The organism is Streptomyces sp. NPDC037126 (assembly GCF_055605965.1).
Window position 1 is genome coordinate 37,914 of record NZ_JBVJTD010000034.1, and the last position, 22,186, is coordinate 60,099.

18 protein-coding genes and 1 pseudogene are annotated in these 22,186 nt (G+C 68.3%); 11 read left to right on the top strand and 8 right to left on the bottom strand.

Annotated features, from left to right (window positions below; all coding sequences use genetic code 11):
* Window positions 1-183 precede the first annotated feature (183 nt).
* From ACZ7FF_RS40380 to ACZ7FF_RS40395, 4 genes are all read right to left on the bottom strand, one after another.
* Window positions 184-666 carry a MarR family winged helix-turn-helix transcriptional regulator gene (locus ACZ7FF_RS40380; protein ID WP_470819137.1) on the bottom strand — a complete coding sequence of 161 codons (483 nt, stop codon included), beginning with the start codon at window positions 664-666 and terminating at the stop codon, window positions 184-186.
* 106 nt (window positions 667-772) lie between these two features.
* Complete coding sequence (locus tag ACZ7FF_RS40385; protein ID WP_470819139.1) at window positions 773-1,231, bottom strand: cupin domain-containing protein; 459 nt, start codon at window positions 1,229-1,231, stop codon at window positions 773-775.
* A gap of 402 nt (window positions 1,232-1,633) precedes the next feature.
* Entirely contained in the window at window positions 1,634-2,032 is a 399-nt protein-coding gene (locus ACZ7FF_RS40390) for a PIN domain-containing protein (protein ID WP_470819141.1), read from the bottom strand.
* The gene (locus tag ACZ7FF_RS40395) at window positions 2,032-2,307 is read right to left on the bottom strand and encodes a hypothetical protein (RefSeq protein WP_061926294.1); all 276 of its coding nucleotides are present in this window, start codon (window positions 2,305-2,307) and stop codon (window positions 2,032-2,034) included. Before ACZ7FF_RS40395 ends, ACZ7FF_RS40390 begins: the two co-directional genes overlap by 1 nt.
* 297 nt (window positions 2,308-2,604) lie before the next feature.
* Between ACZ7FF_RS40395 and ACZ7FF_RS40400 the strand changes: the two genes are divergently transcribed.
* Window positions 2,605-3,090, top strand: a complete 486-nt coding sequence (locus ACZ7FF_RS40400) for a DUF427 domain-containing protein (RefSeq protein ID WP_470819144.1) — start codon at window positions 2,605-2,607, stop codon at window positions 3,088-3,090.
* Window positions 3,091-3,249: 159 nt separating this feature from the next.
* Here the strand turns inward: ACZ7FF_RS40400 and ACZ7FF_RS40405 are convergent.
* Window positions 3,250-4,467: pseudogene (locus tag ACZ7FF_RS40405) on the bottom strand (helicase associated domain-containing protein); the annotation flags it as partial.
* A gap of 239 nt (window positions 4,468-4,706) precedes the next feature.
* Window positions 4,707-6,623 (bottom strand): hypothetical protein, encoded by a 1,917-nt coding sequence (locus ACZ7FF_RS40410; RefSeq protein ID WP_470819146.1) that lies wholly within the window; start codon window positions 6,621-6,623, stop codon window positions 4,707-4,709.
* Window positions 6,624-7,011: 388 nt separating this feature from the next.
* Here ACZ7FF_RS40410 and ACZ7FF_RS40415 point away from each other — a divergent pair, with 388 nt between their 5' ends.
* From ACZ7FF_RS40415 to ACZ7FF_RS40450, 8 genes are all read left to right on the top strand, one after another.
* Window positions 7,012-9,132, top strand: coding sequence for an AIPR family protein (locus ACZ7FF_RS40415; RefSeq protein WP_470819148.1), 2,121 nt, complete (start codon window positions 7,012-7,014; stop codon window positions 9,130-9,132).
* Window positions 9,133-9,143: 11 nt separating this feature from the next.
* Complete coding sequence (locus tag ACZ7FF_RS40420; protein ID WP_470819150.1) at window positions 9,144-10,538, top strand: protein kinase domain-containing protein; 1,395 nt, start codon at window positions 9,144-9,146, stop codon at window positions 10,536-10,538.
* 431 nt (window positions 10,539-10,969) lie between these two features.
* Window positions 10,970-13,093, top strand: a complete 2,124-nt coding sequence (locus tag ACZ7FF_RS40425) for an NACHT domain-containing protein (RefSeq protein ID WP_470819151.1) — start codon at window positions 10,970-10,972, stop codon at window positions 13,091-13,093.
* A 112-nt stretch (window positions 13,094-13,205) separates the two neighbouring features.
* On the top strand, window positions 13,206-13,568 hold the full coding sequence (locus ACZ7FF_RS40430; RefSeq protein WP_470819153.1) for a hypothetical protein: 363 nt from the start codon (window positions 13,206-13,208) through the stop codon (window positions 13,566-13,568).
* A 146-nt stretch (window positions 13,569-13,714) separates the two neighbouring features.
* The gene (locus ACZ7FF_RS40435) at window positions 13,715-14,872 is read left to right on the top strand and encodes a tyrosine-type recombinase/integrase (RefSeq protein WP_470819154.1); all 1,158 of its coding nucleotides are present in this window, start codon (window positions 13,715-13,717) and stop codon (window positions 14,870-14,872) included.
* A gap of 272 nt (window positions 14,873-15,144) precedes the next feature.
* A complete protein-coding gene (locus ACZ7FF_RS40440; protein WP_470819156.1) occupies window positions 15,145-16,836 on the top strand; it encodes a tyrosine-type recombinase/integrase in 1,692 nt (563 codons plus the stop codon).
* Window positions 16,821-17,375, top strand: coding sequence for a hypothetical protein (locus tag ACZ7FF_RS40445; protein ID WP_470819158.1), 555 nt, complete (start codon window positions 16,821-16,823; stop codon window positions 17,373-17,375). Before ACZ7FF_RS40440 ends, ACZ7FF_RS40445 begins: the two co-directional genes overlap by 16 nt.
* The gene (locus ACZ7FF_RS40450) at window positions 17,372-17,929 is read left to right on the top strand and encodes a hypothetical protein (protein ID WP_470819160.1); all 558 of its coding nucleotides are present in this window, start codon (window positions 17,372-17,374) and stop codon (window positions 17,927-17,929) included. Before ACZ7FF_RS40445 ends, ACZ7FF_RS40450 begins: the two co-directional genes overlap by 4 nt.
* Window positions 17,930-18,016: 87 nt before the next feature.
* Here ACZ7FF_RS40450 and ACZ7FF_RS40455 read toward each other — a convergent pair whose 3' ends face one another.
* Together ACZ7FF_RS40455 and ACZ7FF_RS40460 are read right to left on the bottom strand one after the other, a co-directional pair.
* Window positions 18,017-20,680 (bottom strand): helicase associated domain-containing protein, encoded by a 2,664-nt coding sequence (locus tag ACZ7FF_RS40455; protein WP_470819162.1) that lies wholly within the window; start codon window positions 20,678-20,680, stop codon window positions 18,017-18,019.
* Window positions 20,677-21,243, bottom strand: a complete 567-nt coding sequence (locus ACZ7FF_RS40460) for a hypothetical protein (RefSeq protein WP_470819164.1) — start codon at window positions 21,241-21,243, stop codon at window positions 20,677-20,679. Before ACZ7FF_RS40460 ends, ACZ7FF_RS40455 begins: the two co-directional genes overlap by 4 nt.
* 152 nt (window positions 21,244-21,395) lie before the next feature.
* On the opposite strand from ACZ7FF_RS40460, the gene ACZ7FF_RS40465 reads away from it, so the two are divergent.
* Both ACZ7FF_RS40465 and ACZ7FF_RS40470 read left to right on the top strand, forming a co-directional pair.
* Window positions 21,396-21,689, top strand: a complete 294-nt coding sequence (locus tag ACZ7FF_RS40465) for a hypothetical protein (protein WP_470819166.1) — start codon at window positions 21,396-21,398, stop codon at window positions 21,687-21,689.
* Window positions 21,690-21,771: 82 nt separating this feature from the next.
* Entirely contained in the window at window positions 21,772-21,939 is a 168-nt protein-coding gene (locus tag ACZ7FF_RS40470; RefSeq protein ID WP_165939570.1) for a hypothetical protein, read from the top strand.
* Window positions 21,940-22,186 lie beyond the last annotated feature (247 nt).

Consider the following 22,186-nt stretch of genomic DNA (forward strand, 5'->3'; position numbering starts at 1 on the left):
TATGCCACGCGACGGCGGTGCGAACGGCGAGCGGCCGGCTCCCCGACCGCGGCCGGCGGTCGGGGAGCCGGCAGTCAGAGCCGGGGCGCGGCGACTGTGTTCGCGACCCGCAAGCCTGGTCGTCGCGAAAGCCGCATGGGGGCGATGCCCTGCCCACGCGGCAGGGCACCCTGTGTGCAGGGCTTACGCCTCACCGTCTGCGGGATAGGCGATTCGAGCGAGCAGATCCGTCAGCTTCTCCGGCTCGCCGGGACTCAACTCGGCAACCAGACGTTCGGCCAGAGGATCCGCCGCCACATGGGCCGCATCGAAAAGTTCCACCCCCTGAGGCGTGATTTCCACCGCCCGCACCCGCCGGTCCCCAGGAACGCTCCTGCGTACCGCCAGCCCCCTGCGCTCGAGATCGTCCACAATCCTCACGACACCCGCCTTGTCAGACCCTGTCGCCGCCACCAAGTCCCGCTGCACCGTAGGCCCACGGTCGACAAGCACCATCAGCACGGCAAAGTGCCGCAGTTCGATGCCGAGCGGCCGAAGCGCCTCCTCCATCAAGGCGGCCGCACGCCAGTGCGCCCGGCGCAGCAGCAAGCCGAGAGCGAAGGGCGAGGTGTCCCCGGGGCGGTCGGTCACACGAGCGGGGGTTCGCAAAGGGGCGTCGGCGGTCATGCGGCCAACATTACGCCATCCGCTCGTTCGATATGGTATCAAATGAAACTAAGTATGCTCGTCCGGCGTGTCCTCCGCCTGGCACCGGGATCGGTGTTCCCGGGCCCTACACCGTCGTCGACCCCGCAGGCCAGGCTCCGGAGGGGCGTGGGGCACGCAGGTGCGCCCGTCCCTTCAGTTCCTCCTCGTCCACCAACGTGAGCATCGGCCGGCCCGGCGCGCAGAGCATGGTCACCACGAACTTGGTCGGTGCGTCGGGGAGTGCGTTGCCGTCCTGGTAGTGGATCACGTCACCGCCTGGTTCCCAGAACGTCCCACCGGCCTCGACGACACGCTCGGGCTCGCCCTCGAGTTCGAACCGGAGCGCGCCCTCCATGACGTAGCCGAACGACGGGCCCGAGTGGCGATGGGGAGGGAGCCCGGGGTGACCGGGAGGCCAATCGACGAGAATGGTCATGCCCGAACCACCTTCGGGAAAGAAGGGCGGAGTGACCTCCTGCAGCAACTTGACTTCGGGCGGCAAAGAGACCTCGGTTGTCCCGTGCACTGGGTTCTTCTCTGACATGCACCACACCTCCGTAGGCCAGCCCCGTACGGATGATCCTGCGTCGGCCATCGCATTCCCGACCGGTCTACAGACGCACTCGCCCAGCGATGATTCAGTCTGCCGGTTCCCGACTCACACCACTCGCTCCGTGAGGACAGGCCACAGCCCGCATCCGTGACGGGTCGTGCTGCATGTTCCGCTTCGCCCGACCGGTCTCGAGACCACCCTGCCTCCCGTCGGCGGCCGCCACAATTCGGGAGCCGGCGGTCTCGAGACCGCATGGCGTGCTGCCAGGTGAAGTCGGTGAACGGGGCGGTGACCAGGGTGTGGTGGATCCACGGCACCGTCTCCCCAGCCACGTCTCTGCTGACGGCAGGGCAGGCGGAGGTGACCGTCTTCTGCGGCCGGGCGGCTGTCCGGTTACTGGTCGGGGTGGACGGCTTGGACGCCGGTGCCCGCGTAGGCCTTGGGGGTCAGGGTGAGCAGGTACCGGCCGGCGGGGTGGGCGGCGCAGGGGCGGGCGGCGTTGATGGCGTGGACGGCGGCCCAGGAGTGCCCGTAGCGCAGCAGTTCGGTGGCGGTGACCGCGGCGTCGGTGTCGAACGCCTCGATGCGGATGAACCGCAGCCCCTTGAGGTAGCCGAGCAGCCCGGGCCGCTCTGCGTCCCCGGCCGTCAGGGAGAGCACCGGCGCGTACAGGTCGCCGAGCCCGCCGGAGGCCTGGACGTAGAACGCGGCCACCGCCTCGTTGAACGGATCCTTCGGGTCGTACAACGCACCCGCCGTCGTGTGGTCCAGGACGACCGCGGTCGCCGCCACTACGCGGCCGCCCGCGGACCGTGCGCGGCGCCGCCCAGACGCTCCAGCAGTGCCCGGGCCTTCGCCTCGGCCTCCGGGCTCGGCGCGCTGCCGAGGGCGGAGGCGAGCTCGGCGCGGGCCAGCTCGGCCCGCTCGGCGTACTCGGCCTGCGTGGGCGTGCTCTGCGCGAGGTCCTCGACCAGGCTGCGGATGGTGGTGCCGTGCTCGGCCGCGAGCTGGGCGAGCCGGTCCCGCGCTGCCGTGCTCACCTTGATGCTCGTCTCGTCTGCTGCCATACCCCGACACTGCCGCCCCCCTCTACTGGAAGTAGAGGATCCGAAGGGTCGCAGGTCCGCGGTCGGCGCGCTCGCGCGCCTGCGGGGCTGGGATGTGGGGCGGTGTGGGCAGGGGCGGTGTGGGGGTGAGGGCGGCGCTCGGTCGGTGAAGACGCTGGTCATCGGATGACTCCGGTCCGGTCGGGTGAGCGCTGGGGCGATGAGACGCGTTGCGTGGGTTCGTGGGGACCGCATCCGCGGCGGACGTTTGAGGCGAAGGGTGGGTGTAGGGACTGCGTAAGGTGGAGAGGTGCCTCGATGCCGTCACACGAGACCATTGCGATGGAGTCGGTGTGGGACTATCCGCGTCCGCCCGCTCTGCGCCGAGATGCGCGGTTGATCGTTGTCGAGTGTGCCGGCGAGGTGCTCGCCCGTACGACCGGCGCTTGGAAGATCATGGAGACCAGCCACCCGCCGGTGTTCTACGTGCCTCCGGCCGATGTCCGTATGGACCTTCTGCGGTCTGCCTCCCGCCACACCTGGTGCGAGTGGAAGGGCGTCTCTGACTACTGGGACGTCCTGGTGGGGTCCGACATCCGCGCCCTCGCTGCGTGGAGCTACCCCGATCCGCGGCCGCCCTACGCAGAACTTAAAGACCACGTCGCCTTCTATGCCGGGAGGGTCGACCGCTGCACCGTCGACGGCTGCACGGTGCAGCCACAGGAGGGTGACTTCTACGGAGGCTGGATCACTCCCGAGGTCAGCGGGCCTTTCAAGGGAGGAGTCAAAACCCACGGCTGGTGACCGGACCAGGAGATGGTCCTGGAGCCGTAACCCACGCACCGCTCGCGCGGAGAGCCGGCACGGCCTGCCCCCTCTCCGCGCGGCCTCGCCGTGCCTCAATCGGTCCGGAGTACATCGGCGCCGCAAAGACGCCGCGGGCGAGGCGGCCCGGGCGCGTGTCTAGGCCCAGTCGATGCCGAGTTCTCGTAGTGCGGTGAGTTGTTCGGGGGTGAGTTTGTCGCGTCTCGCGCGGACGTTCGATGTCCATATGCCGAGCTTGTGGTGGTGCTCCTGGCCGTCGAGGACGACGCGTTCGACGTGTCCCCTCGGCACGGGCCGGTGGGCGCCTTCCCGCTCGGCCCATTGCGTCAGGGCCGCCAGGCCCCTCTGGAATGCCTGCTGTGTCTTGCTCCCGGCCTTTCCCGGGCCTTTCGTCGCGCTCGTGGCGGCTGGTGCCGGGGACGGCGCCTCGTTCGGTGTCACGCCCAGCCGGGTGAGCCGTTTCTGCTGCTCGCCTGTGAGCTGCGACCAGGTGGCCGGCTGTTTCTGTCGTTGGAGCCATTGTCCGAGATCGTCGCCGTCGAGGAGTACTCCTGGGGCGATGTCGGGGAGTCGGCCGTCTGGTTCGTCGGCGGCGAGGTCGGCGAGGTGGCGCTGGTGGCGTTGCCAGTTGAGTGGCCAGGGGCAGTTCCAGTCGGGGTCGATCGCGGTCAGCTGTCCTGCGCGTTGCTCCGCCCGGTCGGGGTTCTTGCCGAGGCCGTGGGGGCGGCGGAGGTTGGCGAGTAGTTGTCCGATCGCGACGGGTTGTCCGTCGGGGTCGTCCCAGAGGGCGTTCTGGCGGGGGGCGAGGTGTCCGGTGGCTCGGTGGTAGGAGCGGAGTGCGGCGAGTTTGTTCTCCCAGGCTTCCTCGCCGGGTTCCCACACCATCCCGGCCTCGGGCGCGTCCAGGAGCTCCTTGCGCCGGTCCTCCAGCTCCCCGGCCCGCAGTGCCTTGCGCTGCTGGTGGACCCACCGGCCAAGCGGAAACGTCTTCGTCGCCCCGACTTCGACCTCTACGTCATAGGGGACGGCGTACAGGCCGGTGATCTCGTTCTCCTTCCGCCACCGCAGCAGCGCCTGGTAACCCTCCAGCCAGACCAGGGACTCGGGCCGGTAGACGCGGGTGCGCAGGAACGCGGCGATGGTGGCCGGGTCGCGGGGGCTGGAGAACTGCAGCAGCTCCGACTCTGCTGCGCCGCTCTCGGCCTGTGGCCCTTCCGGGCCGGTGTTGGCGGTGGCGCCGGTGATGATGTGTCCGTCGTCGCCGCGCCGGATGTGGATCTTACGCGTTCCTCGGGTGTGGGCGCGGTTGGCGAGTTGTTCGGTGAGGTGTTCGGAGTGGGAGCGCAGGCCCTTTATCTAGAGGCGGGGGGAGTGTGGGGGACGTTTGCTCAGCTTGTTACGTGCGTGGACGGGCCTCGTTATGGCTGGCGCCGTGCGCTACTGCTGACGCGGTCTTCGGGGCCGGGATCGTGCACTTCTACGCATCTCGCCCCGCCGTGCCCCCGGGCCTGGCCGGCCTGGGCCGCACCGGCCGTCCTGGTTCCTGCTTAGTGTGGCTCCGGCCGTCCCGGGTCGGCACCGGGAAGAGGGACGGTTCAGGCAAGTTCACCGCTCTCGTCCTGGCTTCCTTCTGGCTGGCTGTTGTCAGCGGTGGTGCTGAAGCCCAGGAGCTGCGCGATCATCGTGGTGGTTTCGTGGAGCGCGTCCTCGATGTCCTGGGGGCGGCCGATTTCTTGCCCACCGTAGGTAAGGACCAGATGGCTCCGCAGCGAGCCGTCGCGGTAGGGGGAGGTCTGCCAGTCGGCGAGGATCTGGGGCAGGGTCAGATGTCGGTGGCGGTTCAGGGCCTCGCAGGCTTCCAACTCTTCCAGGCCCAGCAGCGCAAGGTTGCGGATTCTCGGGTGCGCGAACAAGCCCTCCGTCGTGAACCACTCCTCCTCCAGGTAGCGCCGCGTGATCGGGTTGACCGGGTAGTGCCCGCCTCGGACCGCCACCGGGAACACCTCTTTTGCCGAGACCTTGCCCAGCGGCGAGCCTGTCGGTTGGGGGTCAGCGAGGAGGTTAAGGGCAGACTGCGACAGCTGGCGCGCCTTCTTCACCACCACCTTCTCCGTGTCCCTGCGGAACGCGGCGATGTCCCCCTGCTCCCGGGCGGCGATGCCGACCGTGGCGCTGACAACCTCGACCAGGACGATGCTCGAACCGAAGTCGAGGCCGACGTCCGCGGACTTGGAGCCGGGAAACGCCCTAGCGAGGTCCACTTCAGTAAAGAAGCTGCTCCCGCCACCCAGCACGTGCGGAGCGAGGCGGCGCAGTTGGTCCTTGACTCGCCGCTCGACCATCTCGGCGTAGGCCTGCGTCCAGTGAAGCCGGGCCCGCTCCCCGTACTGGTCCCGCTCGTGGTCGTGGACCAGCCAGAACAGGCCCTGGGTCACCCGCTCGTGAAGATAGCGCTCGTCCAGGACGACGATGTGTTCGCCCAGGCGTAGCAGGGGGCGGTTCTGGATCGGGAGCATTTGCCACGGCAGGGGGCAGTCCCGCAGCTGCGTGGCGAGATCGTCCGCTTCGATGGCGAAGCGCCCGAGGAACCGCTCTACCACCGCGTGGTCGATGCCGATGCCCGTGAACGCCTGTATGGCCACGGGCGCATCGGGCATGTGCGTCATGATGCCCGAGTTGTAGGCGAACCCGAGCGCGGTGATGTCGTTCAGGGTCAGGCCGGTGGCCTCCTCGAGCATCTCCAGCGGATGCTTGCGTGCCGTGGGAATGTTGTCGCTGTAGCGGGTCCACAGCAGTCGGTGGCGTGCCAGGAGATCGCCAGGGTCCTCCGCCTCGTTGAACAGATTGTTCGCGATCATTTCCATCGCGAGAGACTGCGCGATGCCGCCCAGTAGCGGCTCGTTTGGCGGACGCCGGCTGCTCAGGCTGTCGGCGACGAGGTGGATCAGCAGCACCGCGCTCGTCTCCAGGTCGAGTGGCGCCAGGGCGGTGGAGATCTCCGCGTCCGGGGTTGCGACGCCCGCGGTGCGATCGGCGAGTATCACCGCCCGCATGGCTCGGAGCACGATCTGCCGGGCCAGGAACCGGCGGCGCTGACCGTCGACGCTGCCGGCCAGCGCTGCCTGAAGCCGGAGCCCGGCGTCAGGCGCCAACCGTATGAGGAAACGCTTGAGGTAGGACTGCAACAGGTCGTCGCGGGTGGTCGCGTGATTGAGCGCCGCCAACGCGCACAGGTACTGCTCGCGCGAGTACTTGGCAAGCAGGACGTCCATCCAGGCCGCGCAGTCCAAGGTGCGGCCACGGGCGCGTTCCGCCTCTTCCAGATATTCGCGGGCGATGACGTAGACGCCAGTCAGATCCATCCAGGTCCGTTCGGCGGTCACCGGGGTCAGCCCGAGCTGCCGGGCGGCCCAGGACAGATCCGGACGGACCAGCCCCGAGCTCAACGGAGGATCGCTGGACATCTTCGCAGGAAGGAAGAGTCCCGCGGCGTCCGACGACTGATCAGCCATCTCCCCACCTTCGTGATCCGCCGCACCTCCAGGCGCACGGGCATCCGGAGTGGAATCTGGACCGGTCCTGCAGTGCGCTGTTCAGGTGGCAATCGTGACCAACCGCCTGTGGTGTCAGCGGCCCTGAGCGGGCGCAACGGCCCCGCACCGTACGGGACGTACCACGCGGAACCGCCGCTTATATTAGCGGTCATCGATTGGGTGGGAACGCTGGTCGAAGTCCGTCGGATCGGCCGCCTTTTCAGCCCGGGCTGACAGCTCCGCAGGTGTCCTGGAGGTCCAGCTGGCCCTGCGCCTCCACGCACTCTCCGCTGCCGTCGCCCGCTGACCTAGAGGCCGTTTCCCGCGAACGTACGATGGGGGCGATCGGACGATGCGGGGGGCATTTATGAGTGAGGGCGAGGACGCGGAGGCGACGCGTGCTCAGGCGGTCGGGATCATCCGGGACGCCCTGAGGCGGGAGTACGACGGCCTCATCGACCTCGGAGACCTGGAGGGGCGGAGTGTTAGCGAGACCGAACTGGTCTTCACCACCCGCGCGTTGGCCGCCATGTCACTCCAACTGCTCACCGGCTTCCCGTCGGCGGAGGCCGCGGCTTCGGTCACCGACGGCCGGGACGATCAGGGGATCGACGCCATCGGTTGCTCTCCCTCGGCGCCGGAACTGTGGCTCGTCCAGGCCAAGTGGAGTGAGCAGGGCAAGGCACGCTTCGGTGTGGAAGGCGCCCTGAAACTGCTGCACGGTCTGCGGCAGCTGGACAACCGCGACTTCGACCGGTTCAACCACCGGGTGCGACAGCACGCCGATCGAGTGCGCGACATCCTCGAATCACCGGAGTGCCGGGTGCACCTCGTCGTAGCGGTCATGGGCGAACAGGCGTCGAAGGACCAGGCCCGCCAGGTGATCGAGCAGGCCGCCGCGGACTTCGGCGCCGCGGTCGAGTGCCACGTCCTGGCGCTCCCCGACTTCCACGCCGCCGCCCACCGAGGTGGCCTGCCCCAGAACGTCGAACTTGTCGCCACCCTGCCCGGCAGCTGGTACACGCAGGACATCCCGCACCGGACGTTCAGTGGGCTGGTCGGGGCCGACGAGGTCGCGCTCTGGTACCAGGAGCACGGGGCCCGTCTGTTCGACCGGAACCTCCGGAGTCACCTCGGCGTGACAGCGCTCAACCTCGGTCTCGTGGAGACGCTGCGGACTACCCCCGAGACCTTTTCGTACCTGCACAACGGCATCACGGTGCTGTGCGACTCCGTCGAGACCGAGTTCTTCTCCCGCCCCGTCGTAGGCGCCCCGGTGCGGCTGAGGCTCAAAGGGGCTGCCGTCGTGAACGGCGCCCAGACCGTCGCCTCCGTCTACTACGCGTACGAGAAGCATCCCGAGAAGGTCTCGCTGGCCGCTGTCCCGGTGCGATTCATCTCCATAGCGAACGCACCCGAGGGCTTCGCCAGGTCCGTCGTCGCCGCCACCCATACCCAACATCCCATGGGATCTCGCGACTTCGTCGCACTCGACGAGGTCCAGAGCCTCATCCGCGAGGACTTCCGGGCCACCCTCGACAAGGAGTACGTCTTCAGACGGGGCGAGTTGGTCCCCACGCCCGCGGCGGGCTGCTCGCTCGAGGAGGCGGCCGTGGCGCTCGCCTGCGGCCACCCCGACGCGTCCCTCAGCGCCTTGGCCAATGCCTCAACCGAGCACCTGTGGGAGGCGACGCCGGAGGGGACGTACACCCGCCTGTTCGGCCGCCGGCCGAGCGCCCTGCAGATCTGGCGCTCCGTCCTCCTGCTCCGTGCCGTCCGAGAGGCCCTCCACGAGCTGAAGCCAGGCCTGACCGGGCGCGCGGCTGCCATCGCGGAGCGCGGAGCACTGCTCGTCGCTCACCTGGTATTCCGGCTCGACGGAGCCGCAGGGATCGACGATCCCGACGCCGAGTGGGAGCACGCGCTGGGCGACGTGCATGGCCACGTACGCCAGGTGCTGGCAGTGCTGATTCCGCTGGTGGACGACCTCTTCGGTAGCAACTCGTTCGTGGCGACGATCTTCCGGGAGGCTGGGCGGTGCCGGCTGCTCGCGGAGACGGCCGTACGAACCCTCACGGACGCGGAGCGGACCCCGCAACTCGTGGTCGTGTCCCCGCCGCAACAACCGCGGAAGCCCAGTTCGGCCCGGCTCCTCGTCGAACACCGGCGGATCCCGGACGGAACGCAGGTGCTGTACCAGCCGGGGCGCGTTGAAGAACGGGCCATCGGCCGCTGGCTCGACGAGGACCCCCGTCGTTACCTCGCGACTTGGAGCAACGACGCCCGGCATCCGCTGCGCTGGGCCGCCGACGGACACCTGTACTCGGTCAACGGACTGATCCGGCACATCTGGCAGAGCGCCGAGTGGCGTGAGGCATGGAGCGCCGTCCAAGGTCCTCGGTATTGGATCATCCCGGGCGAAGGCAGCCTCGCGGACCTCGCCGAAGCGCTCTGGGATGCCAAGGCCCTCCGGGACACGGGCGAGTGAGCGCGCCGGGCGTGCTCCGTCACGTGGGGCGCTACGAACTCGGAGAGCTCATCGGCAGGGGCGGGATGGGGCAGGTCTGGGCGGGACGCGACCCCGAACTGGGCCGACACGTCGCCATCAAGCTCATCCAACCCCGAGAGGGCTCCACCCGCTCCGAGTCCGGAATCAGGATCGCCCGTTTCCGCCGCGAGGCCCAGATCATGGCGCGGTTGGCCCACCCGGGCGTCCCGCAGGTCTACGACGTCGTCCCCGATCCCACGGGCGGTGAGCGCCTCTACATCGTCATGCAGCGGCTGTACGGCTCCTCACTCAAGGACATCTGCGGCGCCTTCGGCCGCCTGCCCGTCTCATGGACGGCGTGCCTGGGGGTCCACCTGTGCTCGGTGCTGACCTACACCGGGAGCGTGCCACTCGTTCACCGCGATCTGAAGCCCGCCAACATCATGGTCACGGAGGACGGTCTCCCGATGGTGCTGGATTTCGGCATCGCTGCGCTGCTCGACGGCGACCACACCACCCTGACCCCGACGGGCCGTCCCGTCGGTACACCCCGGTACATGTCCCCCGAACAGGCCCTGGCGGGCGAGGTAACACCGCGCAGCGATCTCTACGCGCTGGGCTGCGTTCTGTACGAACTCCTCACAGGTCAGCCGCCCTTCACGCAGGACAACGTCCCCAGCCTCCTCTACCACCATGTGCACGAGCTTCCCGCTCCGTTGTGGGAGCGGCGCCCGGAGGCCGGGCGTGAGCTGGGCCGCCTGGTACGGGACCTGCTCGCCAAGCGCCCGGAGGACCGGCCCGCGTCCGCTCAGGAGGTCCTCGGACGACTCGTCCCGTTCCTTCCGAAGCAGGGGCACCGGTCGGTCGACGCGGGGGCGACGGAAGGGTGGCCACAGGGGCTCAGTCCCCTCGTGCATCCGGGTTCCGCGTGGTTCACTGCGCCCTCCGCGGGTGGCGGGATCCCTGCCTTGGACGCGGACCGTCTCCGGGAGGCGGACGCGCTGTTCGAGGAGGAGGAGTACGGGCGGGCACTGGCGCTGTACCAGAAGCGCGTGGCCGAGCTCGCCGCCCAGAGGGCGGAGGACGGCGAGGAGGGTCTCAAGCTCCGTGGACAGATCGCCTACTGCCTGATGAAGTTGGGCGAGGTGACGCAGGCACTGGAAGCGTTCGAAGCCGTGCTGAAGGCGGCGGGAGAGACCTTCTCGCCGACCGACCCGTTCCTCCTCACCGCTCGTCGCCGCCACGGGCTGCTGCTGCACTCGGCCGGTCGGCTGTCGGAGGCCTTCCACGTGCTGGTCGCCCTCTACCCCGACCTGCTCCGCACCGTAGGGGCGGAGTCGCCGGAGACCGGTCGCGTACGCGCAGCGTTGAACCGGCTGCGACGACAGCTGCGGCCAGGCGAATGACGGCGCGAGCGCCGCTCCCCAGGAGAGGAGACGGCGCCCGCGCCGCGCGGGGCCTGGCCGCTCCTCGGCCGCAGAAGAGCAAGGACGGACGCGAGCTGGAGATCGCGAGCATGGCCGACGATCCAGACGGGATATGTGGGCCGTGGATGGCCGAGCGAGGCGATCGAGCGGGGCATCCTCGCCGGGTTAGACGGTCACGACGTATCACCAGCGGGTGAAGGAGGTCGCCACGTTCGCGCCTTTATCTCAGGGAGGGCCATCCGGCAGGCATGTTTGTTGTGGTGCGGCCTGCTGGAGCCTGCAGTCGTAGATGATCACGGTTTGGTTCTGTTGTGCTGGTCTGCGTGGTTGTCGGTGTGTGGGAGTAGGGTCGCGTGGCGCGGTTCCCGATGGGTGGGGGCCGATGTGATGTCCCGGGGGAGTGAGGCTGGGTGGGGCTGGCGGGTGGGGCTGCGGACAAGGCGGGTAACCGGTACGAGGACTGGTGGACCGCGTTGCGGGTGGCAGAGTTGCTGCGAGGACGGGCGTCGCGGATCCGCCTGGAGCCCCCGGGGCCGGCGGGCGCCGGGATCGAGTTCGAACTCGAGGCGGCCGACGCGACGTGGCGCGAGCAGGTGAAGGACGTCCCGTCTAAGGGGGCGTGGACCTTGGACGCTGCGGGGAAGATCCTCAAGGCGGTCACGGGTCATCTCGCGGAGGGCAAGAAGGTGCGCCTCGTGCTGTCCACAGGGGCCCCTGAACTGCATGATCTTTCTCAGCGAGCCCGTGCCGCCGAAACGCTCGCCGAGTTTGAAAGCATCATCACCAAGGCTCAGATTCCCCAGTTCGTACAGGTACTTGGGAACTGGTCTGTGAACGGGGTGCCGGTCGACCGGGAGGTCGGCTGGCGGTATCTGCAGGCTGTGCACGTGGAGCACTACTCACCGGAGGCACTGCGCCGCCTGGTGGTCTCCGAGTATGAGCTGCTGTTCATCGGCGATCCGGAAGTGATCGTCAGGCAGTTGAGCGGCTATCTCGATGAGCACCTGCACCAGCGCCTCACCAGTTCCCAGATCCGCAGCCACCTTTTGACCGTGCCGGGAGTACGCCCACGGCTGCTGGCCGGTGACACCGGAACGCTTACGGCGCTGGCCGGGACCGTTGAGCGCTTTGTGCGGCGCGTGCGGCGGGAAAGGCCTGCGTTCGGTATGGCCGCTCGGCCGCACGTGGAGCAGCTGTACGAGCGCCTGGTAGCTGCGGACGGTCCACAGATCGTGGTCTGCGAAGGCGGCGCTGGCTTGGGCAAGTCAGCCGTCGTCACCGATGTCCTGGTCCGGCTGACCGAGCAGGGATGGCCGGCGGCCGCGGTCCGGATGGACGGCGCCGACGCGAGCGTGCAGACGGCCAAGGACCTGGGGATCAAGATGACCCTGCCGGACTCACCGGCGCTGCTGCTGACTGGGGTCGCGGACGAAGCGCCGGCACTGTTGGTGATTGACCAGCTGGATGCGGTCAGCACCTACAACGGCAGGATGTCCGACGCTTACGAGGCCGTAGAAGACGTACTCGCGCAGCTGGTCATCGCCCCGAACGTCAAGGTGATCCTCGTAGTACGCACCGCCGACATCGAAAACGACCGGAGGCTGTCCGGGCTGGTCGCCGACCGTGCTCGGACAGTCCGGTTCCCCCTCAGCGTGCTGGACCTGGAACAGGTGAGGTCTGTCCTGTCCGCCAACGGGACGAATCCCGACGGCTTGGAACCGGTGACGCTTGAGCTGCTGCGGACTCCGTTGCACCTGTCGATCTTCAGCCGCCTGTCGCCCTCCGCACGCGCCGCTTCCTACCGGACTTTGCAGGAGCTGTACGCGCGCTACACCGATGAACGGCGCGAGGAGATCGAGCGGCAGGTCACCGCCCTGGACTGGCGGGGTATCACAGGCACGCTGTGTGCCTCCATGAGTGAACGTGAAACCCTCCAGGCGCCCGTGGCTCTCCTCGATGGTTTCGCCCGCCAGCACGTCAAGGTGCTCGAGTCGCACGGTGTGCTGGTGCGCGACGGGGAACAGATCGGGTTCTTCCACGAGACGTACTTTGATTTCCTCTTCGCCCGGTCCTTCATCTCCACCGGAGAGGACATCCACGATTTTCTGGCCGATTCGGGTCAGTACCTTTTCCGCCGCGCCCAAACCCGGCAGATCCTCGAGCACCTCGCCGGCACGGACCCCGAACGTTTCCGCACCACGGTTGCCCGGCTCCTGGGCTCTGACCGGATCCGCCCGCACCTGCATGATGTGATCATTGCTGTCCTCGGGCAGCTCGATGCCGCTCTGCCTGACTGGAAGGCCATCGAACCTATCGCCTGGGGCCAGGCGCCTGTGGCGGGCAAGGTACGCGGTCTGCTCGCCCTGCCGCAGTGGTTCGACGCCTCCGATCACGATCAGAGGTGGGAACGCTGGCTGGGCCCGCGCGCTACAAGGACCCGCAGGCACGGCCGAACTCGCAGGAGAGACCTGGGCGGTTGCCGCCATTCAAGGGTGTCTCACCCCAGACCTACCCCAAACCGCGCGAGAACTTAGTGACAGCGCCCGCCGCGGCGCGGCAGCAGTCTTCGCCCGCAACGTCGACCGCTACTCTCACCTTGTCCCGCTGTTCAGCGATGGCGACCCCGAGGTCCGTAAGAACGCCTCCTTGGGCATGCGGCAGGTGTTCGGACTCCTATCTGCACAAGCCGGCGAACTCGTCAGAGCATTCCTCGACAGCAAGGCGTTCCCCGACCACCTCGAACAGCTCACCTTCGCTCTCTACGACCACGCTGGCCCCCTTCCCACTGTCGCTATTGATGCCTGCGAACGCATCGTCCAGCACGCGGGCAGGGAGCTCGGCGACCTCAGAACCCATCGCGCGGCGGACGGCCACCACCTGGTCTCGGCAGTCCTCCGTCTCTATCGGCAAAGCCCGCAACCCGAACGGATCCGGTGCCTGGACATCATCGACAGGCTCTCGCAAGCAGGCGCCTACGGATTGACCGCTGCCTTGGAAAACGAGCGCTGACCACACTGAACCCTGGCCCTGGCCCCGCCGAGAGTTATCTCGGGGCGTGCCAGGGGTGAGGGATGTTTGTTTGGGTTGTCGCCTGCAGGGATGGCCTGCGAGTGAGTGCCGTACGCGTCGCTGCGCGTGGTGGTTGTGTTTGTCACGTGGATGCCGATTTTATGGCGGAGCGTGCTTTTTCTCCGGCGACCGGTGTGGTGCGGTGGGTGGTGGTCGACGCCGGTTCGTTTGATCTGCAGCCGGAGGCGGTAGCGTTCCTGGCTTCGTTGCGGGCGCGGGGGTGTTCGCCGAACACCGAGCGCGCGTATGCCGGGCGGGTCGCTCTGTACTTGAACTACTGCCGGATGCGGCGGCTGGACTGGCGGACTCCCGGCTTCCTGGATCTGGCCGGTCTGCAGCAGTGGCTGATCGAGACTCCCCTTCCGCCCCGGACCGGCCGGGTGCGGCCCGGTCCTGCCCGCTACCGGTCGCGGGAAACGGCGAACGCGATCATGACAGTGGTGGGGGAGTTCCTGCGGTTCGGCGCTGCGCACGACTGGGTGCCGGCCGCCACGACGGCATTGCTGTCCCAGCCGAAGTTGCTGCGCTTCACCCCGCCCGGCTTCGACACCGGCGAGTCGGGCCGGCGGCGCCGCATCGAGGCGGCTGCGTTCCGCTTCCAGGTCACCGAGCCCGGCTATGAGGACCTCAGCGATGAGCAGATCCGCCGCATGATCGCTCGTGCGCCCAGAGCCCGGGACCGTTCCCTGATCGCGTTACTGGCGTGTACCGGGCTGCGGATCGGCGAGGCGATCGGGCTGCACCGCAGTGACATGCACCTGCTGGCCTCCTCCCGCGCCGTGGGCTGCGGCATCGAGGGCCCGCACGTGCATGTCCGCCGCCGTACCGACAATCCCAACCGCGCCCTGGCGAAATCCCGGCATCATCGTTTTGTGCCGGTCACCGCCGACCTCGTCGCGCTCTACACCGACTACCAGTACGAACGCGACCAGGTAGCTGAGGCTGCGGAGTCGGAGATGGTGTTCGTGAATCTGTTCCGCCCGCCGCTGGGGCGTGCCGTGTCGTACCCGAACGCCAAGGAGATGTTCGATCGGCTGGCCCGCACGGTGGGGCATGCGTGCCGCCCGCACATGCTGCGTCACTCGGCGGCGACGCGCTGGCTGCGCGACGGCGTCGACCGGGATGTGGTGCAGCGGCTGCTGGGCCACGTCTCCCCGCTGTCGATGGAGCGCTACCGGCACGTCGACGAGGCCGAAGCACGGGCGGCGGTCGAGCGCGTGGACTCCCTGCAGGGGCGCCCATGAGGATGCCGCCGTCCGCTCTCGCTCGGCTGCCCGCACCGCGCATCGAAGATGCAGGAGCTCTCGGTGACCGGGGATGGGTGCGGTGGCTGCGGGACCATCTCGATCCCGCCTGGCGGACGAGTGAGTGGCGGCAGGACTGCTGGCTGTTCACCGGCAGTGTTCACGAGCCGCGCAGCTCGGTGTCTCTGTGCCGTACGGAGGCGTGCGACACCGTGGTTTCCCCGGCCAACATCTTCTGCCCCTTCTGCCGGGAGGAGCACAAGAGATCGCCGATGCCCGCCGCAGAGTTCGCGCGGACCTTCGTACCGGCGCGCACCCGCGTGCCCTTCGGGGGCATTCCGGAGCAATGCAGCTTCACAAAGAACGCGCAGCGCTGCGTCCGGCCCCGCCACTGCAAAGGGCTGTGCGTCATGCACTACACCCAGTTCAAGACCCACACCACCCGCAAGCTCGCCGGCCGGTGGGAAGACACCGCCGTCGCCTTCACCGACACCCCTGCCTGCCCGGTCCCCGCCTGCCCACTGCCCAGCTTTCAGGTCCGGGGCCTGTGCCGGCACCACGCGCAGCGCTTCCGCGAACACCGCCGCACCCACCCGGACGCCTCGGTGGCACCGTGGGCCGCCCAGCAGCACCCCTATCTCGCCCCGCACCAGTTCAGCCTTCTTCCTCTGCCCGAGCCGCTGCGTGAAGAAGTCCTCTACGGCCTGCAGCAGGCGGACCCGTGGCTGCGCATCTTCGACCCTCCGCAAGTTCGCCGTATGGTGCGCGACCTCAATGGCGTCACCACGTTCATCAGTGACATCACAGACCAGCAGCTGTGCCCGCGTTCCACCCGCGACGTGCTGAGGATGCTCGGCCGCGTGCGCACCGCAGTGAAGACGGGACACGCCCAATACACCGGCACCGCTCCAGCACAGCACGACATCCTGGACCTGCGTGCCCTGGGGCAGCGCTCTCGCACACCAGCCGGCATCAGAACTCCCAAGACCGTCGACCTGCGCACCATCAAGCAACGGTGGCTCCGCGACCTGCTGCGCACCTGGACCATCCAGCAGCGCCCCGACGCAGACGAGTTCGGCCGCACCCTGCGCGGCGTCGAGCTCGCCTCCCGCGCCCTTGCACCACGCCCGGGAACCAATGATCCGACGCGGCTGCGCTACGACGATGTCACCGCCGTGGTCGACGCGTTCCGCACCGCCCTCAAGCTGGATGGCGAACCAGCCGGCTGGAACTACCGCATGTCCATCGCCGGCCACTTCTTCGCTCTGATCGACTACGGCCGCCGTTCCGGAGCCGCGGATGATCTCTCAGCCGCCTTCGTCCGCGATCCCGCCGCCCACCGCATCCCCCAGGAAGAAGCCAACGAGGACGAGATCGGCAAGGCGATCCCCGAACCGGTGATCCGCCAGCTCGATGCCCACCTTCACCTCCTGGGCCAGGGCCGCGCCCGTGGCCGGCGCACCCTCGGCTCTGCGGACCTGCAGCTGATGTACCGCACGCTGTACATCGTTCTCAGAGACACCGGACGGCGGCCTCTGGAAGCCCTCTCCCTGCCCCGTGATTGCCTGGAGACCCGCCACGACCAGACCTCACTGGTCTGGCACAACCACAAGGCCCGCCGCCACCGCCGCCGCCTGCCCATCACCGCCTCCACGGCCCAGGCCATCCACGACTGGAGAACCCGCCGCGATCAGCTTCAGCACAGCCTCCCGTCCGGCGGTGCCGACTACCTCTTCCCCGCCCTGACCCACCTCGCCACCCGCCCCTACCTACACACCAGCTACCTCAGCGAGACCCTCCGCCACTGGGTCGACTCCATCCCGCACTTGCACGCAGAAGGCGCAGACGCACAGGGCAATCCGCTGCCCTTCGACCGCACCCTCATCTACGCCTATGCCTTCCGCCACTCCTACGCACAACGCCACGCCGACGCCGGAACCCCCTGGACGTGCTGCGCGAACTGATGGACCACAAGTCCGTCAGCACCACCCAGCGCTACTACACCGTCTCCCTCAAACGAAAACGTGACGCGGTCACGAAGCTCGCCGCCCACGTCGTCGATAACAACGGCCGTCCCAGCCCGTGCTCCGACACCGCCTACGAACTGCGTTCCGTCGCCGTCCCCTACGGCGGATGCACCGAACCGAGCAACGTCAAAGCCGGAGGGAGCTCCTGTCCGATCCGCTTCCAGTGCGCCGGCTGCGGCTTCTACCGCCCCGACCCCTCCTACCTTCCGGCGATCGAACAGCACATCAACGAACTACGCGCCGACCGCGAAACAGCCCAGGCCATGGACGCCGCCGAATTCGTCATCACCGCCCTCACCGCACAGATCACCGCATTCGAGCAGGTCACCAACCGCATGCGCCGCCGTCTCGCCGCCCTCCCCGCCGAAGAGCGCCAGCAGCTCGAGGAAGCCAGCACCGTCCTGCGCAAAGCCCGCGCTGGCAACGCCCACACCCTCCTGCCGCTCACACCCGTCTCCAGGACCGACCCGGCATGAACCCCCGAGGCAACCCGCACACCCTCGCCCAGGCCCGCCGCCGCGCCAGCCTCGACAAACGCCAGCGTGTCCTGACCGCGCTCACGGCTCTGGAGCAGCAAGGCAAGAAGATCACCCACACCGCGGTCGCCCGCACCGCCGGTGTCTCCACATGGCTCACCTACGCCGAAGGCATCCGCGAGCACATTCAAGCCGCTCAGCAACGCCAGCCCACCATCCCCCCACCCGCCGACACACGGCGCACGACCGCAGCGCTGCGCACAGACCTCGAGCTGGCAAGGCAGGAGATCCGGACCCTGCGGAAAGACAGAGACCGGATGCGGCAGGCCATCCAGCATCAGCTCGGACAGCAACTCGACGTCCTCGGCACCGCGCACCTGACCCAACGGGTCGACGAGCTCACCCGGGACAACCAACGACTTAAAGACAGGCTCCAGCAGGCAACCGAGGACAACCATGCTCTCCAGTCCCGTCTCACGACTCTGGAAGCTGACCTGGCCGCAGCACGGACCAGCCTCCGACGAATGATCCGAGAGGAGAACACAAGCCGCTGAATCGGGCTCCCGGGGCCACAGTTCCGCGCGGCACACGACTGTGACTCACACGCAGTCGCTGATCAGCGCCTCAAGGGCACGCTGCTGCTATGCCCATTCGATGCCGAGTTGGGCGAGTGCAGCGCGCTGCTCGGGGGTGAGCTTCTCGCGTCTCGCGCGGATGTTCGAGATCCACACTCCCAGCCTTACGGAGACTGGCTCCGCCTCACCGTCGACCGTGATCTCTTCTGCGTGGTCCCTGGGAATCCGGTGGTGGGCCTCACGGGCGATGTATTGGGCGAGAGCTTGAATGCCTCGCTGGAAGCCTGCTGACGCCTTTCCCGCCGTCTTCCCGGCAGCCTTGGACGCCGGTGCCAGGGTAGACCGTTCGGCGGGCTTCACGCCCAGCTGGGACAGCCGCCGCTGCTGTTCATCGGACAGCTGGGCCCAGTCGCGGCGTTGCCGCTGGAGCCATTTCCCGAGGTCGTCGCCTTCGAATTGCACGCCAGGGGCAATGTGGGGGAGTGTGCCGTGGGGTTCGTCGGCGGCGAGGTCGGTGAGGATGCGGTAGTGGCGTTGCCAGTCCAGCGGCCAGGGACAGTTCCAGTCGGGGTCGATGGCCGTCAGCTGCTTAGCGCGGGTCGCCACGCGCTCGGGGTCTTTGCCGAGGCCGCCTTTGCGGCGGAGGTTGGCCACGTTCTGCCCGATGGGCAGCACGAGCGTTCCGTCGGCGGGGTCGGCCCAGACCGCGTCCTGGCGCGGAGCGAGGTGCCCGGTGGCGCGCTGGTAGGAGCGCAGCGCGGCGAGCTTCTTTTCCCAGGCTTCTTCGCCGGGTTCCCACACCATCCCGGCTTCTGGCGCGTCGAGTAGGTCTTTGCGGTGGGGGTCGAGTTCGCCCGCCCGGTAGGCGCGCCTTTGCTGGTGCACCCACCGGCCAAGCGGAAACGACTTCGTGGCGCCCACTTCGACCTCAGTGTCGTAGGGCACGGCTTGCAGGCCGGTGATCTCGTGCTCCTTTCGCCAGCGGAGCAGGGCCTGGTAGCCCTCCAACCAGACGAGGCTTTCGGGCCGGTAGACGCGAGTGCGGAGGAAGGCGGCGATGGTGGCTGCGTCCCGAGGGGAGGAGAAGTGGAGCAGGGCCGACTCGGTAGCGGCATCGGAGCCGTCGTCCTGCTCCTGGTCCTCGCCCCCCTCGCCGCTGGCCCCGACGATCCGCCCCTCTTTGTCGCGCCGGAGGTGGACCTTGCGTTTCCCGCTGGTGAGGGCACGGTTGGCGAGTTGCTCCACGAGGCGCTCCGAGTGGGAGCGCAGGCCTTGGAGCACGGCTACAACGGGTGCGAACGAGGCTGAGGCGATCATGTCGCGCGGGTCCTCGCCGGGCTGGAGGAAGACCGGCACAATGATCCGCGCCGTTTTCGCGGTCCCGTCCGGATTCGGGCGGAGCGCCCGGCCGATGTTCTGGACGATCTCGACTTGGGAGGTGCGGGTGTCGGCGAAGCACACGGCCTCGACTCCTCGTTCTCCGGTGATGTCGACGCCTTCCCCGAGCACGCGGCAGCTGGCGAGGAAGGCGCGGTGGACTCGGCGGCCGGCGGCGTCGATGCCGCCTGCGAACTGGCGCAGTACCTCGCGCCGCTCGGCGACGAGGTGGTCGCCGCACAGCCACGCCGACCACACCCGGTCCGGCGGGACGTGGCGGCCGGCCTCGAGCTCGTAGAACTCCGCGTCGATCGACGACTTCGGCAACCGGTCCGAAGCCGCCAGGTCATTGTCCGAGGCGTCGTTGGCGTACAGCTCGGCTGCCGTCTCCGGCAGTTTCTCCGCGAACGCCATGGCCTCCTCCACCCTTTGGTGGAAGGTCATGACCGTACGCAAGTTGTACGCCGCGGCGTGCTCCAGTAGCGCCGTCTGCAAAAGCGCCAGGCGCCGCCCTCGCTGCGCCTCCTCCGATTCCCCGAGGACGGGGGAGGGGTCGCGGATCTCCAGCACGTCGATCTCGAACCCGGCGAGGATGCCCCGCTCGATCGCCTCCGATAGCCCGAGCTCGGCCAGCCAGGGTCCGTAGGTGGTGGAGTCCTGGCCCATCGATGCCAGCTCCAGCTTCTGGCGTTCCGCGCCCTTCTGCGGCCGGGGCGAGGCCAGGATGCGCGGGGTGGCGGTGAGGTAGAGCCGGAAGTCGGCGGGGATGCGGGCGTTGTCGTGGATGGCCGCCCACGGCCTGCCAAGATCACCTGCGGTTGAGTGCGCCTCGTCCACGATCGCGAGGTCGAAGCCTGCCATCTGCTGGCCATAGAGCCGTTCTCCGCCCGCTAGAGCAGCCTCCAGCGGCCCACGGACGTTCACCTGACCGAGCGGGTCCTCCGGGTCCTCGCGGTCCACGAGGGAGGCGTACGTGGCGAACACGACGACCGGCCCAGACCCGGCCCACAGGGCGAGCTGGATCGCGTTGGTGGTGGTGCGCACCCCCAGCTCGTTGAGCACCGGGTCGTTCTCCAGCGAGCACACCGCCACCATCGGGGCCCGATGCTCCACCAGGCGCCACGCCTGGGCGGTCTGCACGAGCAGGTCCAGGGTCGGCACGGTCACAAGGATCCGGCCGTGGGGGAAGCACTCCAGCGCGCACGCGGCAGCAGTGATCGTCTTGCCTGATCCGGTCGCGGACACGATTGTTCCCCGCGCCCCTCCTGGGGTTACTGGTGATCTTGCAGGGAATCCGACCCATTTTCTGAAGCTCGATTTCTGTTGAACCTGGTGTTCTCGGAGCTGGATCAAAAGAGTTCTCCCGGCTCGGGAAGGACTTGTTCGACGGAAGCGATCCGGTATCTACCGCGTTGGTAGAGGCCGCCGCCTTTTCCGTGTACGGCCCAGGCCCGCTCGGCCGCTTCATCGGCTGATGCAGCCATCAGGTGGACGACAGGAGCGGGCATGTCCGGGCTGGAGCAACCGGCAGTGGGCCGCGCATCGACCCGGTAGACGCAGTGCCGCCAGATTTCCGGATCCGTGACACCTGAGCGTTCGGCCTCGGCCACGTCTCTCATCAGCCGCTGCAAACGCTGCTGTTCGTAGCGGACGGCACGCGAGTCTCGGGAGGGCGTGTACGCGGCCATCCGCTCCTTGGCCATGAGACCGGCGATCCGCTCCCACTGAAGGTGCCGCAATTCCGCGATGAACAGCTCGCTCAAGCGATGCGGTTCGGGCAAGGCCATCCTCGCCTTCCCGGCGCGTTCTCGAGCCAGGCGTACCTGCGCAGCCACGTGGTGGCGATCGAGCCCGGCGGCGCTCGAGACCACACCGAGGCGGGCAAGCTCATGCGGAAGGTACTCGTAAATCAACACGCGCACCGCTCCCTGCCGGGTGTCCCTGAATTACGCCAATGCTACATGCTGCATCACATCAAGATGCGGACATGCGAATCTCCCATGAGACTCCCCTCCGCAAGCTTCATCCGACCCCGATGTTCATCGCGCATCGGGGTACACGGCCCCGCATGGCACCGAAGACCGAACGCATCCAGTTCCTGCGGGCCGTGCGGCAGCTGCACCGCGTCCGCTCCTTTTACGCCGTAGGCGTCCTGCTGTGGGCGGCATCTGCCGCCTGGACCGGCTGGCAGGCACCCGGGAGCCGGCAGATGTGGGTGTCCGTCCTCCTCCTGGCCGTCTTCACCGGTCTCCTCGCCACCGCCATCCTGTCCCTGCGGCGTCTCGCAGTCCCCCCGACAGGCCGGCCCGCGCATCACGCCGCCTCGCGCAAGGTGGCACGTATCCGCCACGCCCACGCCTGAGGACTCATCAAGAGGCGCCGCTCATGTCTGTGGGGGCGGTGGCCGGGCATACGGGTTTCACTTCCTATGAGAGGGGCTCGTCATGCTCGGCATAGTCGCGGCAGTGTTGTTCTTCATCGCGTTCCTCATCAACGCGGCCGAGATCAGCACCAATCACACGTTCTCCTCCGTCAACGTCATGCTCCTAGGCCTGACCGCACTGGCCCTGCACGTTGCGGGAATCGGCAGCACCTGGTCCCGCAGACGCTGACCCGGCATCAAACCCCGGAACCGCAGAGGCCAGCCGGAGCGAATGCCACAGCCCCACTCTTGCTGTTGCCCGGGCCGTAGGCCCGTTGGCCCGCCCCGCGTAGCGGGGCCGGGCTTTGTGGCGCGAAGCGCCACACGGTGACCGGAGCGCAGCGGAGGCACCGGGTGGGGGCATAGCCCCCACCGCTCCGGGAGCGCAGCGGACGGAGCGTCACCCGGGTTGCGCAGCAACCCGGGTGAGCTGACCG

Excerpts from the sequence above, each read along its gene's own strand:
- ACZ7FF_RS40380 (WP_470819137.1), bottom strand. The coding sequence starts at position 666 with ATGACCGCCGACGCCCCTTTGCGAACCCCCGCTCGTGTGACCGACCGC.
- ACZ7FF_RS40385 (WP_470819139.1), bottom strand. The coding sequence starts at position 1,231 with ATGTCAGAGAAGAACCCAGTGCACGGGACAACCGAGGTCTCTTTGCCG.
- ACZ7FF_RS40395 (WP_061926294.1), bottom strand. The coding sequence starts at position 2,307 with ATGGCAGCAGACGAGACGAGCATCAAGGTGAGCACGGCAGCGCGGGAC.
- ACZ7FF_RS40400 (WP_470819144.1), top strand. The coding sequence starts at position 2,605 with ATGCCGTCACACGAGACCATTGCGATGGAGTCGGTGTGGGACTATCCG.
- ACZ7FF_RS40410 (WP_470819146.1), bottom strand. The coding sequence starts at position 6,623 with ATGGCTGATCAGTCGTCGGACGCCGCGGGACTCTTCCTTCCTGCGAAG.
- ACZ7FF_RS40415 (WP_470819148.1), top strand. The coding sequence starts at position 7,012 with ATGAGTGAGGGCGAGGACGCGGAGGCGACGCGTGCTCAGGCGGTCGGG.
- ACZ7FF_RS40440 (WP_470819156.1), top strand. The coding sequence starts at position 15,145 with ATGCCCGCCGCAGAGTTCGCGCGGACCTTCGTACCGGCGCGCACCCGC.
- ACZ7FF_RS40450 (WP_470819160.1), top strand. The coding sequence starts at position 17,372 with ATGAACCCCCGAGGCAACCCGCACACCCTCGCCCAGGCCCGCCGCCGC.
- ACZ7FF_RS40465 (WP_470819166.1), top strand. The coding sequence starts at position 21,396 with ATGGCACCGAAGACCGAACGCATCCAGTTCCTGCGGGCCGTGCGGCAG.
- ACZ7FF_RS40470 (WP_165939570.1), top strand. The coding sequence starts at position 21,772 with ATGCTCGGCATAGTCGCGGCAGTGTTGTTCTTCATCGCGTTCCTCATC.